Source organism: Micromonospora sp. NPDC002575, assembly GCF_042889525.1.
Taxonomy (GTDB): domain Bacteria; phylum Actinomycetota; class Actinomycetes; order Mycobacteriales; family Micromonosporaceae; genus Micromonospora; species Micromonospora carbonacea.
The window spans coordinates 340130-354219 of the sequence record NZ_JBIARA010000002.1 but is presented as its reverse complement, the minus strand read 5'-3'; the positions used below and the strand labels follow the sequence as shown (position 1 = coordinate 354219).

Annotated in this window: 14 protein-coding genes; 10 read left to right on the top strand and 4 right to left on the bottom strand. The window is 72.4% G+C overall.

All coding sequences use genetic code 11. From position 1 onward, the window contains the following. Positions 1–21 precede the first annotated feature (21 nt). The 3 genes from ACFYWL_RS05025 to ACFYWL_RS05015 all read right to left on the bottom strand — a co-directional run bounded on the left by ACFYWL_RS05025 (position 22) and on the right by ACFYWL_RS05015 (position 2954). The gene (locus ACFYWL_RS05025; RefSeq protein ID WP_386967495.1) at positions 22–711 is read right to left on the bottom strand and encodes a response regulator; all 690 of its coding nucleotides are present in this window, start codon (positions 709–711) and stop codon (positions 22–24) included. 52 nt (positions 712–763) lie between these two features. Continuing rightward, positions 764–1960, bottom strand: a complete 1197-nt coding sequence (locus ACFYWL_RS05020; protein WP_386967492.1) for a sensor histidine kinase — start codon at positions 1958–1960, stop codon at positions 764–766. A 76-nt stretch (positions 1961–2036) separates the two neighbouring features. Beyond that, entirely contained in the window at positions 2037–2954 is a 918-nt protein-coding gene (locus tag ACFYWL_RS05015; RefSeq protein WP_386967490.1) for a RecB family exonuclease, read from the bottom strand. A gap of 87 nt (positions 2955–3041) precedes the next feature. Between ACFYWL_RS05015 and ACFYWL_RS05010 the strand changes: the two genes are divergently transcribed. From ACFYWL_RS05010 to ACFYWL_RS05000, 3 genes are read left to right on the top strand one after another with little or no spacing between them, the layout of a single operon-like run. Then, a complete protein-coding gene (locus ACFYWL_RS05010) occupies positions 3042–4199 on the top strand; it encodes a M50 family metallopeptidase (protein WP_386967487.1) in 1158 nt (385 codons plus the stop codon). After that, entirely contained in the window at positions 4196–5257 is a 1062-nt protein-coding gene (locus tag ACFYWL_RS05005) for a tRNA (adenine-N1)-methyltransferase (protein WP_386967484.1), read from the top strand. Before ACFYWL_RS05010 ends, ACFYWL_RS05005 begins: the two co-directional genes overlap by 4 nt. Next, positions 5254–5826, top strand: a complete 573-nt coding sequence (locus ACFYWL_RS05000; protein WP_386967481.1) for a hypothetical protein — start codon at positions 5254–5256, stop codon at positions 5824–5826. Before ACFYWL_RS05005 ends, ACFYWL_RS05000 begins: the two co-directional genes overlap by 4 nt. Before the next feature lie 93 nt (positions 5827–5919). Here ACFYWL_RS05000 and ACFYWL_RS04995 read toward each other — a convergent pair whose 3' ends face one another. Further along, entirely contained in the window at positions 5920–6213 is a 294-nt protein-coding gene (locus tag ACFYWL_RS04995) for a ferredoxin (protein ID WP_386967478.1), read from the bottom strand. Positions 6214–6390: 177 nt separating this feature from the next. On the opposite strand from ACFYWL_RS04995, the gene arc reads away from it, so the two are divergent. From arc to pafA, 7 genes are all read left to right on the top strand, one after another. Then, positions 6391–8172: a proteasome ATPase gene (gene arc, locus ACFYWL_RS04990; protein ID WP_386967476.1), complete on the top strand. Its 1782-nt coding sequence runs from the start codon at positions 6391–6393 to the stop codon at positions 8170–8172. A gap of 172 nt (positions 8173–8344) precedes the next feature. Beyond that, the gene (gene dop, locus ACFYWL_RS04985; protein ID WP_386967473.1) at positions 8345–9862 is read left to right on the top strand and encodes a depupylase/deamidase Dop; all 1518 of its coding nucleotides are present in this window, start codon (positions 8345–8347) and stop codon (positions 9860–9862) included. Between the two features lie 106 nt (positions 9863–9968). Further along, positions 9969–10184, top strand: coding sequence for a ubiquitin-like protein Pup (locus tag ACFYWL_RS04980; RefSeq protein ID WP_074477166.1), 216 nt, complete (start codon positions 9969–9971; stop codon positions 10182–10184). Between the two features lie 22 nt (positions 10185–10206). After that, the gene (locus tag ACFYWL_RS04975; protein WP_386967470.1) at positions 10207–10893 is read left to right on the top strand and encodes an endonuclease VII domain-containing protein; all 687 of its coding nucleotides are present in this window, start codon (positions 10207–10209) and stop codon (positions 10891–10893) included. Further along, entirely contained in the window at positions 10812–11651 is an 840-nt protein-coding gene (gene prcB, locus ACFYWL_RS04970) for a proteasome subunit beta (protein ID WP_386967468.1), read from the top strand. Before ACFYWL_RS04975 ends, prcB begins: the two co-directional genes overlap by 82 nt. Before the next feature lie 64 nt (positions 11652–11715). After that, positions 11716–12528, top strand: coding sequence for a proteasome subunit alpha (prcA, locus tag ACFYWL_RS04965; protein ID WP_043968824.1), 813 nt, complete (start codon positions 11716–11718; stop codon positions 12526–12528). A 136-nt stretch (positions 12529–12664) separates the two neighbouring features. Next, positions 12665–14023, top strand: a complete 1359-nt coding sequence (gene pafA, locus ACFYWL_RS04960) for a Pup--protein ligase (RefSeq protein ID WP_074477170.1) — start codon at positions 12665–12667, stop codon at positions 14021–14023. Positions 14024–14090 lie beyond the last annotated feature (67 nt).

Here is a 14090-nt window from a genome sequence, read left to right as displayed (position 1 = left end):
GCCCCCCCGACGACGGTCCGGCTACGCCCGGGGCCGCACCAGGCCCGACTCGTACGCGAGCACCACGGCCTGCACCCGGTCGCGCAGCCCCAGCTTCGTCAGCACGTGCCCCACGTGGGTCTTCACGGTCGTCTCGCTGACCGTCAGCTCCCGGGCGATCTCCGCGTTGGACAGCCCCCGCGCCACCTGCACCAGCACCTCCCGCTCGCGCTCGGTGAGCGTGCTGAGCGCCCTCGGCGGCGTCGCCGCCGGGTCGGGCAGCGAGTCGGCGAAGCGGTCCAGCAGCCGCTTGAGGATCCGCGGGGCGACCACCGCCTCCCCGGCGGCCACGGTGCGGATCGCGGTCACCAGGTCCTCCGCCGGCACGTCCTTGGCCAGGAAACCGCTGGCCCCGGCGCGCAGCGCCCCCACCACGTACTCGTCGAGGTCGAACGTCGTCAGGATCAGCACCCGCACCGGCAGCCGGGCCTCGACGATGGCCCGCGTCGCCGCCACCCCGTCCATCCGGGGCATCCGGATGTCCATCAGCACCACGTCCGGCAGCAGCCGGCGCGACAGCTCCACCGCCTCCACGCCGTCGCCGGCCTCCGCCACGATGTCCAGCCCCTCCTCGGAGCCCAGCACCATCCGGAAGCCGGTGCGCAGCAGCGGCTGGTCGTCGGCGAGCAGGATCCGCACCGGCCGCGGCGGCGGCGCGCCCTCTTCGGTCATCTGGGGTCCCCCCGTCGCGCCGGCCCCGCCGGCTGGTCGTGGCGCGGCCCGGTCACACCGGCACCGCCCCGAGCTGCTCCACCGGAATCCTCGCGTACACCCGGTAGCCGCCGCCGGGCCGGGCCCCGGCGCGCAGCGTCCCACCGTAGAGGCCCACCCGCTCCCGCATGCCCACCAGCCCGTGCCCGACCCGGACCGCGCCCGGCGTCGGCCCCCGACCGGTGTCGGTGACCTCCACCGACAGGTACGCCGCGCCGAACGTCAACCGCACCACCGCCGTCGCCTCCCCGGCGTGCTTGAGGGCGTTGGTCAGCGCCTCCTGCACGATCCGGTAGACCGTCAACGCCACCCCCTCCTCCAACGGCCCCGGCGCGCCCTCGACCCGCAACGTCACCGGCAGCCCGGCCTCGCGCACCTGCTCCACCAGCGGCTCGATGCCCGCCAGCCCCGGCTGCGGCGCCAGGTCGGCCGCCGGCTCGGCGTCGGTGCGCAGCACGTCCAACAGCCGGCGCAGCTCCCGCAGCGTCGCCCGGCCGGTGTCCTCGATCGTGGCGATCGCCTCGTCGGCGGCGTCCGGGTCGCGGCGCAGCACCCGCCGGGCCCCGGTGGCGAGGACCCCCATCACGCTCACGTGGTGGGCCACCACGTCGTGCAGCTCCCGGGCGATGCGCCGCCGCTCGTCGGCGACCGCCTGCTCGGCCAGGGACCGCTGGTTCTGCTCGGCCACCCGCGCCCGCTCCCGCAGCGCCTCCGTGGAGGCGCGGCGGGCGTGCACCGCCCGGCCCACCGCGTACGCCACCACGGCGACGAGCAGGTTGTTGAGCACCACATAGACCGGACCCACCTCGAAGACCGGGTCGTCGAGCGGGGCGAGGACGTTGATCGCCGCCACCGGCACCCACAACGCCACGGCGGCCAGCGCCGCCGGGCGCGCCCGGCGGCGCGCCGCCATCGTGTACGTCAACGCCACGAAGGTGGCGCTCTGCGTGTTCGGGGCGTGCCCGAACACCACCGGCACCGCCAGGGTCGCCACGGCGGCGGCCACCGCCGGCCACGGCGCCGCCCGACGCAGCGCCACCGGGGCGGCGCACAGCACACTCCAGCCCAGCGCCGCCGGCAGCGGGCCGGGCCGGAAGTCGACCGGGGTGAGCAGGACGAAGACGGCGTCCACCAGCACCAGGGCGACGGCGAGCAGCGCGTCGGCGGCCAGCGGGCGGCGGCGCAGCCACGCCCTCAACCCTGCGGTCATACGGGAACGCTAGCCGTCCCCACACGGGATCAGTCGTCGCCGACGGTGAACCCGGCCTCCTCCTCACGGATGAGCCTCACTCGTCCGCCCCGGGCGGGCTGGGCCGCGACCGGGCGTCGACCAGCGGATCCGCCGAGGCGGCCGCCGCCGGGAACGGCGGCGGGGTGCCGCCGAAACTCGGGCACAGCGCCTGGTGGTTGCACCAGTCGCACAGCCGGCTCGGCCGGGGCCGGAAGTCCTGCCGGGCCGTCGCCGCCTCGATCGCCTGCCACAACGCCACCACGGTGCGCTCGAACCGCGCCAGCTCCTCCGCGTCGGGGGCGTAGTCGCAGACCTCCGCGTCCTTGAGGTAGAGCAGCCGCAACACCCGCGGCACCACCCCGCGGGTGCGCCACAGCACCAGCGCGTAGAACTTGAGCTGGAACAGCGCCCGCGCCTCGAACGCCTCCCGGGGCGCGCCGCCGGTCTTGTAGTCGACCACCCGCAGCGCCCCGTCGGGGGCCACGTCCAGGCGGTCGAGATAGCCCCGGATCAGCAGCTCGTCGTCGACCACCGCCGAGATCAACGCCTCCCGCTCGGCCGGCTCCAACCGGCGCGGGTCCTCCACCGCGAAGTAGCCCCCCAGCAGCCCGGACGCCGACCGCAGGAACTCCGCCGTGCCGTCGGGGTCGTCGGCGTCGAACAGGGCCGCCAGCTCCGGCTGCTCGGTGACCAGCCGGTCCCACTGCGGGGCCACCAGGTCACCGGCAGCCTCCGGGGTGCGCCCGACCGCCGGCAGGTCGAACAGCCGCTCCAGCACCGCGTGCACCAGCGTGCCCCGGGCCTGCTCCACGCTCGGCCGCTCGGGCAGCCGGTCGATGCTGCGGAACCGGTAGAGCAGCGGACACGTCTTGAAGTCGGCCGCCCGCGACGGCGACAGCGACGCCCGGACCGTCGCCGGCACCTCCACCGTGGCCCGCGCCTGCTGCTGGTCGATCACCGGTTCCGCCGTCATGCCCGGAAGGTTAGGCCACCGGTCCGACAAGCCCACCGCGCCGCTCCGACAGGTGATCGTCGGCGTCGGGTCCGTAGCATCGGGGCGATGGAGCAGCCGCAGACCGACCGACCCCCGCGCCGCCCCACCCGCCCCGGCCTCACCGTCGGCCGGGTCCTCGGCGTGCCCCTGCACCTCAACGGGTCGATGCTGCTGCTGGCCCTGCTGGTCACCGTGACGTACGCCGAGTTCGCCCGCCGCCAGCTCGACCTGTCCCAGCTCGGCGCGTACCTGATCGGCGTCGGGTTCGTCGTGTCGCTGCTCGGCTCGGTGCTGCTGCACGAGCTCGGCCACGCCCTCACCGCCCGCCGCTACGGCATCGGCGTGCGTGGCATCACCCTGGAGCTGCTCGGCGGATACACGGAGATGGACCGCGACGCCCCCAGCCCCCGCGTCGACCTGCTGGTGTCGCTGGCCGGCCCGGCCGTGTCCGCGGTGCTCGGCGTCGCCGCCGTCGCCGCCACCCTGGCGCTGCCCGACGGCACCCTGACCAACCAGCTCGCCTTCCAGCTCGCGGTCAGCAACGTCATCGTCGCGCTGTTCAACCTGCTGCCCGGGCTGCCGCTCGACGGCGGCCGGGCCCTGCGGGCCGCCGTGTGGGCGCTCACCCGCGACCGGCACACCGGCACCGAGGTCGCCGGCTGGGTCGGCCGGGCCGTCGCCGTCGGCACCGTCGCGGCGACGCTCGCGCTGACCGTCAACCGGCTGCTGGCGCCCCTGGCCCTGCCGCTGATGCTGCTCGTCGCCGTCACCCTGTGGCGCGGGGCGGGCCAGTCCATCCGGCTGGCCCGGATCAGCCGCCGGTTCCCGCTGATCGACCTGCGCCGGCTGGCCCGCCCCGTCCTCGCCGTACCCACCGGCACGCCGCTGGCCGAGGCGCAGCGCCGCCGCGCCGAGGGCGACCGCCCCGACGCCGCGCTCGCCGTCACCGACGGCGCCGGCCGGCCGGTCGCGCTCGTCGACCCCGTCGCCGCCGACGCCGTGCCGCCGGCCCGCCGGCCCTGGATCGCCGTCGACGCCGTCGCCCGCGCCCTGACCGGCCTGCCCGTCCTGCCGGCCGGCCTCGACGGGGAACGGGTGATGGAGGCCGTGCGGACCCACCCGGGCGCACAGTACGTCGTGACGGCAGGCGAAGATGTCGTCGGCGTTCTGCACATCGCGGACCTGGCGCAGCTTTTGGAACCCAAACGGAAGATGAACACGTGACCGCACATCCCCCCACCCTCCCGGCCGACCCCGACGCGCCGGCGTCCGCCGACACCCCGGCGTCGCCGCCCGTGCCGGCGGCCCACGGCAGCGACGCGCCGGGCCTCCGCCACGCCAGGGGGCCGTTCCGCCCCGGCGACCGGGTGCAGCTGACCGACCCGAAGGGGCGGATGCACACGGTCACCCTGGAGCCCGGCAAGGAGTTCCACACCCACCGCGGGATCCTCGCCCACGACGCGCTGATCGGGCTGCCCGACGGCAGCGTGGTCACCACCTCCGGCGGCGGCACCGCGTTCCTCGCGCTGCGCCCCCTGCTGTCGGACTACGTCCTGTCCATGCCGCGCGGCGCCCAGGTGATCTACCCGAAGGACTCGGCGCAGATCGTCGCCATGGGCGACATCTTCCCCGGGGCGAAGGTCCTCGAGGCCGGCGCCGGCTCCGGCGCGCTGAGCTGCTCCCTGCTGCGGGCCGTCGGCACCACCGGCGAACTGCACTCCTACGAGCTGCGCGACGACTTCGCCCAGATCGCCCGCCGCAACGTCGAGGCGTTCTTCCAGGGCCCGCACCCGGCGTGGCGGCTGCACGTCGGCGACGTCGCCGCCTGCGCGGAGACCGGCTTCGACCGGATCATCCTGGACATGCTCACCCCCTGGGAGGCCCTCGACATGGTCGAGCGGGCCCTCCTGCCCGGCGGGGTGTTCATCGGCTACGTGGCCACCACCCCCCAGCTCTCGGAGCTGGTCGAGGCGCTGCGCGAGCGCGGTGGCTGGACCGAGCCGCGCGCCTGGGAGTCCCTGGTGCGCGACTGGCACGCCGAAGGGCTCGCCGTGCGCCCCGACCACCGGATGATCGCGCACACCGCGTTCCTCGTCTCCGCCCGCCGGCTCGCCCCCGGCGTCACCGCCCCGCCGCGGCGGCGCAAACCCAGCAAGGGCGCCGAGGCGTACGCCGAACGCAAGCAGGCGCTGCGCGCGGCCGCCGAGGCCCGCCAGGCCGCCGCCGCCCAGGCCGCCGGGGCGCTGCCCGACACGGCGGAGGAGCGTGGGGTGGCCGGATGAGCCAGCCGGGCTTCGGCGGTCAGGACGTGCCGGCGGTCTTCCCCGACTGGTCGCCCTACCCCGACCTCGAATCGGCGGCGCGGGCCTACCTGCGGGACCCGGACGTCGCCCTGGAGGCCCTGGGCGGGGTGCTGCGCGGCGCGTCCGTGCTCGGTTTCACCCTCGAACGGTTCGTCAACGAGGTCAACGGGGTGTGGCAGGAGGTGGTGGTCTGCGACGGCAGCCGCCTCGTGCTCTGGCACGGCGAGGACGTGCCGCCGGGGGAGGGGCCGCCCGGCTCGATGACCTCGTCGCTGCGGGTGGTGCCGGTCTCCACCGTCACCGAGGTCGGCTGCCGGCGGCGGCTCACCCGCACCGACGACGGCCGGATCCGGGTCGACAGCATCGACGTCTACCTGCTGCTCACCTCGCTCGACGAGGCGCCGCCCGGCGACGAGATCGGCGGGGTGCCCCGGCACGACGCGCTGCGCTTCGGCAAGACCCTCGACGACGGCGGGGCGGGGCAGATCGCCCGGCTGGAGGAGTTCGCCCGGACGGTCGCCTCCGTGGTGGGCCGGCCGCTGCTCTGAGCCCGGCCCCCGGGCGCCGCCGCCCGGGTCGCCCCGTCCTGGGCGGCCCGGACGGGCGACCGGTCTGTGCTCAGTCGTCCCCGGCGTCCCGGCTCAGTCGTCCTCGGCGTCCGGGCCGGCGACCTCGACGCCGTCGCCCCGCACCACGTGGATGCACTCGCCCGGGCACTCCTTCGCCGAGTCGATCACCTCCAGGCGCAGGTGCTCGGGCACCCCCACCCGGCTGCCCGGGGCGAGCCGCAGCTCGCCGTCGGCGTCCTTGACGTAGGCCAGCCCGTCGACGTCGAACTCGAAGACCTCCGGCGCGTACTGCACGCACAGGCCGTCGCCCGTGCACAGATCCTGGTCCACCCAGACCTGCAACTGGTCGGTCGCGACCTCGCTCACCGGCGCACCCCCATGTTTTCCCGTCCCACGACACGACGGTACCCGAACGCCCCGACCTGCCCCCGCGGCCACCCTTGGCGATCAAGGTTCAGTGACGAGGGCGTTGCGTGGGACCGAATCGGCCTCATAGCGGCTAGTGTTAGGGCAGAACGTTCAAGCCCCCCGGGGAGGTGGGACGTGGCACGCAGCGACGACGCGGACTCGCGCGCCGCACGGTGGGAGAAGGAGGCCCACGATCTCTCCACGCAGGTCGCGTTCCTTCAAGAGGAACTCGCTCTGGTGCGGCGCAAGTTGACCGAAAGCCCCCGACACGTCCGGCAGCTCGAAGAGCGGCTGGCGGCCACCCAGGCACAGTTGGCGCGGCTGACCGAGAACAACGAACGGCTCGTGAGCACTCTCAAGGAGGCCCGGGCGCAGATCGTGACGCTCAAGGAGGAGATCGACCGCCTCGCGCAACCGCCGAGTGGCTACGGTGTCTTCCTGGCAGCGCACGAGGACGGCACGGTGGACGTGTTCACCGGCGGGCGCAAGCTCCGGGTGGCCGTCTCACCCTCGCTGGACGTCGCGGAGCTGCGACGTGGCCAGGAGGTCCTGCTCAACGACGCGCTCAACATCGTCGACGCGTTCGGTTTCGAGCGGGTCGGCGAGGTGGTGATGCTCAAGGAGATCCTCGCGGGTCCCGACGGCGCTCCGGGCGACCGGGCGCTGGTGGTCTCGCACTCCGACGAGGAGCGCATCGTGCACCTCGCCGAGACCCTGATCGGCTCGCCGATCCGGGCCGGCGACTCGCTCATGATCGAGCCCCGCTCGGCGTACGCGTACGAGCGGATCCCGAAGAGCGAGGTCGAGGAGCTGGTCCTGGAGGAGGTGCCCGACGTCGACTACACCGACATCGGCGGCCTCCAGTCGCAGATCGAGCAGATCCGCGACGCGGTGGAGCTGCCCTTCCTGCACGCGGACCTGTTCCGTGAGCACCAGCTCCGCCCGCCCAAGGGCATCCTGCTCTACGGCCCGCCCGGCTGCGGCAAGACGCTCATCGCCAAGGCGGTGGCCAACTCGCTGGCCAAGAAGATCGCCGAGCGGCTGGGCAAGGAGAGGCACACCAGCTTCTTCCTCAACATCAAGGGCCCCGAGCTGCTCAACAAGTACGTCGGCGAGACCGAGCGGCACATCCGGTTGATCTTCCAGCGGGCCCGGGAGAAGGCCGGCGAGGGCACGCCCGTGATCGTGTTCTTCGACGAGATGGACTCCATCTTCCGCACCCGCGGCTCCGGCGTCTCCTCCGACGTGGAGAACACGATCGTCCCCCAGCTGCTCAGCGAGATCGACGGCGTGGAGGGGCTGGAGAACGTCATCGTCATCGGCGCCTCCAACCGGGAGGACATGATCGACCCGGCCATCCTGCGCCCCGGCCGGCTCGACGTGAAGATCAAGATCGAGCGGCCGGACGCCGAGGCGGCCAAGGACATCTTCTCCAAGTACATCCTCTCCGGCCTGCCGCTGCACGCCGACGACCTGGCCGAACACGGCGGCGACGCCCAGGCCACCGTCGCCGCCATGATCGACGCGGTGGTCCTGCGGATGTACTCCGAGACCGAGGAGAACCGCTTCCTCGAGGTGACCTACGCCAACGGCGACAAGGAAGTCCTCTACTTCAAGGACTTCAACTCCGGCGCGATGATCCAGAACATCGTCGACCGGGGCAAGAAGATGGCGATCAAGGAGTTCCTCACCTCCGGCCGCAAGGGCCTGCGCCTGCAGCACCTCCTCGACGCCTGCGTCGACGAGTTCCGCGAGAACGAGGACCTGCCCAACACCACCAACCCCGACGACTGGGCCCGCATCTCCGGCAAGAAGGGCGAACGGATCGTCTACATCCGCACGCTCGTCTCCGGCGGCAAGGGCACCGAGGCCGGCCGGTCGATCGAGACCGCCAGCAACACCGGCCAGTACCTGTAACCCCCGACAACAAGACCGGGGCCCGCGACAGCGACGTCGCGGGCCCCGTCGCGTCCCCGCACCCACCCCGACCCGCCCCGGCGTGGCCCGCCCGCCGCGCCCCCGCACCGCGCGGCGCGGACTACGCTCGACGTGACGGGGGACCGGGTCGGCGAGCGAAGCGGGTAGGTTGATGAGCGTAAGACGGATCATGGGCACCGAGGTCGAGTACGGCATCTCCGTGCCCGGCCAGGCGGGGGCCAACCCGATGGTCACCTCCTCCCAGGTGGTCAACGCCTACGGGGCGCGCCCCGAACTCAACCGGGGCGGCCGGGCCCGCTGGGACTACGAGGAGGAGTCGCCGCTGCGCGACGCCCGCGGCTTCACCTACTCCGGCGCCGCGTACGACCCCGCCGAGGCACTCGCCGACGAGGACCTCGGGCTGGCCAACGTCATACTGACCAACGGCGCCCGCCTCTACGTCGACCACGCCCACCCCGAATACTCCACCCCCGAGGTCACCAACCCCCTCGACGTGGTCCGGTGGGACAAGGCCGGCGAGCGGGTGATGGCCGAGGCGGCCCGCCGGGCCGCCACCATCCCGGGCACCCAGCCCATCCACCTCTACAAGAACAACACCGACAACAAGGGCGCCAGCTACGGCGCGCACGAAAACTACCTGATGCGCCGGCAGACGCCGTTCGCCGACATCGTCGCGTACCTGACGCCGTTCTTCGTCACCCGGCAGATCGTCTGCGGCGCCGGCCGCGTCGGCATCGGCCAGGACGGCGGCGCCAGCGGCTTCCAGATCTCCCAGCGCGCCGACTTCTTCGAGGTCGAGGTCGGCCTGGAGACGACGCTCAAGCGGCCCATCATCAACACCCGCGACGAGCCGCACGCCGACGCCGACAAATACCGCCGGCTGCACGTCATCATCGGCGACGCCAACCTGTCGGAGATCTCCACGTACCTGAAGGTCGGCACCACCGCCCTGATCCTCACCATGATCGAGGAAAAGGCGCTCGGGCCGGACCTGGGCATCGCCGACCCGGTGGGCGAGCTGCGCGCCGTCAGCCACGACCCGTCGCTGAAGCACCGGATGCGGCTGCGCGACGGGCGGCGACTGACCGCCCTGGACGTGCAGTGGGCCTACTTCGAGCGGGTCAGCTCCTTCGTGGACGACCGGTACGGCGCCGACGTCGACGAGCAGACCGCCGACGTGCTCGACCGCTGGGAGAGCGTCCTCGACCGGCTCGGCCGCGACGCGTTCGAATGCGCCGACGAGCTGGACTGGGTCGCGAAGCTGCGGGTGCTGGAGGGCTACCGGGAGCGGGAGAAGCTCGGCTGGGGCTCGCACAAGCTCCAACTGGTCGACCTCCAGTACTCCGACGTGCGGCCGGAGAAGGGCCTCTACCACCGCCTCGTGCAGCGCGGGTCGATGAAGACGCTGCTGACCGACGAGCAGACCCGCACGGCGATGACCGAGCCGCCGGAGGACACCCGGGCCTACTTCCGGGGCCGCTGCCTGGCCCAGTACGCCTCGGAGGTGGTCGCCGCGAGCTGGGACTCGGTGATCTTCGACGTGGGCCGGGAGTCGCTGGTGCGGGTGCCGATGATGGAGCCGGAGCGGGGCACCCGCAAACACGTCGGCGCGCTGTTCGACCGGTGCGTCAGCGCGAAGGACCTGCTGGAGACGCTGACCGGCGGCTGACCCGCCGTCGACGCGGCCCGCCGCGCGCCGGGAACCCGGCGCGCGGCGGGCTTTTCGTCGTCTCCGCGAGGTAAGTTCGTCGGAGACGATCGTGGAGGAGGCAGCAATGGCCACTCGTGACAGCGGCGGGCAGTCGCAGTCGGGCAAGGCCCGGCAGGGCGAGGAGATCGAGGACGTCACCACCGAGGCGAACCCGGAGGTCGCCGAGCGGCACGCCGAGATCACCGAGGACGTCGACGACCTGCTCGACGAGATCGACTCCGTCCTGGAGGAAAACGCAGAAGAGTTCGTGAGGGGATACGTACAAAAAGGAGGTCAGTAGGGCATAGTAGGGCAAAACGGACATGCCTCTGTCGCTTGACGATCGAGACGGGCTGCGCCGCTGCCGCGACTGCGGCGAGTGGAAGGCGCTCGAAGAGTTCTGCGCGAGCACCAAGCGCCCTTCCGGTCGCGGCAGCTACTGCAGGGCGTGCTTCAACGTCCGCTCGCGCGCAAGCTATGCGAAGCGGCTGAAGGAAACTCGCGGTCGAGAGGTCAAGCAGTCGCCGCAAGTGCCCGACGGGCACCGCTTCTGCCCGGACTGTGGCACCGCCAAGCCCGTAACGGACTTCCCTCGGAACAGGTCCGACAGCACCGGCTACGCCAGTTACTGCAAGCCCTGTCACAACACCCGTACCCGCGAGACCAAGCAGCGGCTCTACGGCGGGAACCGCGAATACCACCTGCGCCAACGCTACGGGGTGGGTCAGAAGGAGTTCGACGAGCTCCTGGCCGAGCAGGGCGGGGTCTGCGCGATCTGTGGCGGCGCGGCCCCGCAACATCTGGACCACGATCATCGCACCGGTTGGGTGCGCGGGATACTCTGCTTCAACTGTAATGGTGGTCTTGGCCAGTTCCGTGACAGCCCTACGAGGCTGGCCAGGGCGATCACGTACCTGAAGGGAACCACGTGGCAGCGGGTTTTGATCCATCCGGGCGTCTACCAGATGTGTTCACCAACGCGGGGACGTCCTCCTTCACGTCTTTCCTGAGCAGGGTGGCCCCCGAGATGCTGCCCGGTCGTCGGCCGTTGCCGCCCGGCATGGCCGCCGACCTGGCGCCGCACGCGACCACCATCGTGGCCATCTCGGCCGACGGGGGCGTGGTGATGGCGGGCGACCGGCGGGCCACCATGGGCAACCTGATCGCCCAGCGGGACATCGAGAAGGTGCACCCGGCCGACGCGTACTCGCTGGTCGGCATCGCGGGCACCGCGGGCATCGGCATCGAGCTGATGCGACTGTTCCAGGTGGAGCTGGAGCACTACGAGAAGATCGAGGGCGCGATGCTCTCGCTCGACGGCAAGGCCAACCGGCTGGCGTCGATGATCCGGGGCAACCTGGGCGCGGCCATGCAGGGCCTGGCGGTGATCCCGCTGTTCGCCGGGTTCGACCTGGCCGCCGCCGATCCGGCGCGGGCGGGGCGCATCTTCAGCTTCGACGTCACCGGCGGCCCCTACGAGGAGACCGGCTACGACGCGATCGGCTCCGGTTCGATCTTCGCCCGGTCGGCGTTGAAGAAGCGGTTCCGGGCGGGCCTGTCGATCGACGACGCGGTGCGGCTCGCGGTGGAGGCGCTCTACGACGCGGCCGACGACGACACGGCCACCGGTGGCCCGGACCTGACCCGGCGGATCTACCCGGTGGTGATGACGGCGACGGCGGAGGGCACCCACCGGCTCACCGACGCCGAGACGGCCGCGATCGCCGAGGCCGTGGTGGCCGGCCGGATGGAGAACCCGGGCGGCTGAGTCCCGCCTCCACCCCCAGTCAGCAGTCGTCGTCAGCACAGCGCCCAAAAGGAGAACCGCCGCCGTGGCCATGCAGTTCTACGCCTCGCCCGAGCAGATCATGCGCGACCGCTCCGAGCTGGCCCGCAAGGGCATCGCCCGGGGCCGCAGCGCGGTGGTCGTGAGCTACTCCGGCGGGGTGCTCTTCGTCGCGGAGAACCTCTCCAGCACCCTGCACAAGGTCAGCGAGATCTACGACCGGATCGGCTTCGCCGCCGTGGGCCGGTACAACGAGTTCGAGAATCTGCGTCGCGCCGGGGTCCGGATGGCCGACCTCAACGGCCTGAGCTACGACCGGCGGGACGTGACGGGTCTGGCGTTGGCCAACGCGTACGCCCAGACCCTCGGCGCGATCTTCACCGAGCAGTCGAAGCCGTTCGAGGTGGAGATCTGCGTGGCGGAGGTGGGCGCGACGCCGGAGGCCGACGCGCTCTACCGGTTGACGTACGACGGTTCGGTCAACGACGAGCCGGGCCGGATGGCGATGGGCGGGCAGGCCGAGGCGATTTCCGGTGTGCTCAAGTCGCAGCACCGGCCGGACATGTCGCTCGGCGAGGCGGTCCGGGTGGCCGTGGCGGCGTTGGGCAGCGTCGGCGGTGAGGGCGGGGCGGCGCGGACGATCGCGGCGAACCAGTTGGAGGTGGCGGTCCTGGACCGGCACCGCAAGGGTCGGACGTTCCGGCGGATCACCGGCGCGGCGCTGACCGCGCTGCTGGACGCCGAGGCGGAGGAGTCGAAGGAGCCGGCGACCGAGGAGCGTCCGGAGACCCCGGCGACGCCGACGCAGGAGGCGGGGAAGCCGACGACGTCGGCCGGCTCGGCGGACCTGGAGGGGTAGCGCGGGTCCGACACGCCCGGGCGTGACCGTTCGGCGGGAGTGATCACCTGGCCGGCCACCCGCATGGGTGGCCGGTCGCGTGTGTCCGGGTGGTCAGCCCTGCCCATTCGGGGCCGGAGAGGACTAATGTCAACTCATGGAGCGGCGAATCTTCGGCCTTGAGACCGAGTACGGCGTCACCTGTACCTACCGTGGGCAGCGGCGGCTGTCCCCCGACGAGGTCGCGCGGTACCTGTTCCGTCGGGTGGTGTCGTGGGGCCGGTCGAGCAACGTGTTCCTGCGCAACGGCGCCCGGCTCTACCTGGACGTGGGTTCCCACCCGGAGTACGCGACGCCGGAGTGCGACTCGGTGGTGGACCTGGTGGCCCACGACCGGGCGGGGGAGCGGATCCTGGAGGGGCTGCTCGTCGACGCGGAGAAGCGGCTGCACGACGAGGGCATCGCGGGTGAGATCTACCTGTTCAAGAACAACACCGACTCGGCGGGCAACTCGTACGGCTGCCACGAGAACTACCTGGTCTCCCGGCACGGCGAGTTCGGCCGGCTGGCGGACGTGCTGATCCCGTTCCTGGTGACCCGGCAGTTGATCTGCGGGGCGGGCAAGGTGTTGCAGACGCCCCGGGGCGCGGTCTACTGCCTGTCGCAGCGGGCGGAGCACATCTGGGAGGGGGTGTCGTCGGCGACGACCCGGAGCCGGCCGATCATCAACACCCGCGACGAGCCGCACGCGGACGCGGAGCGGTACCGGCGGCTGCACGTCATCGTGGGTGACTCGAACATGAACGAGGTCACCACGCTGCTGAAGGTCGGTTCCGCGGACATCGTGCTGCGGATGATCGAGGCGGGGGTGGTGATGCGGGACCTGTCGTTGGAGAACCCGATCCGGGCGATCCGCGAGGTGTCGCACGACATCACCGGCCGGCGGAAGGTGCGGCTGGCCTCCGGCAAGGAGGTCAGCGCGCTGGAGATCCAGCAGGAATACCTGGCGAAGGCGACGGAGTTCGTGGAGCGCCGGGGCGGGGACCAGACGGCCAAGCGGGTGGTGGAGCTGTGGGGCCGGGTGTTGCGGGCGGTGGAGACCGGTGATCTGGAGCCGGTGTCGCGGGAGATCGACTGGGTGTCGAAGCTGCGGCTGATCGAGCGGTACCAGCGCAAGCACGACCTGCCGTTGTCGCATCCCCGGGTGGCGCAGATGGACCTGGCGTACCACGACCTGCGGCGTGGGCGGGGCCTGTACGGGCTGCTGGAGCGGCGCGGGGAGGTGGACCGGGTGGCGACGGACCCGGAGATCTTCGAGGCGAAGGAGACGCCGCCGCAGACGACGCGGGCGCGGCTGCGGGGGGAGTTCATCCGCCACGCGCAGGAGAAGCGGCGTGACTTCACGGTCGACTGGGTGCATCTGAAGCTCAACGACCAGGCGCAGCGCACCGTGCTGTGCAAGGACCCGTTCCGGGCGTACGACGAGCGGGTGGAGCGGTTGATCGCCAGCATGTGATCCGGCGGGCCCCCTCGCGCGGCGCTGGTCGCGGCGGGAGGGGGCCTTACGGGTAGGCTGGCGCTGC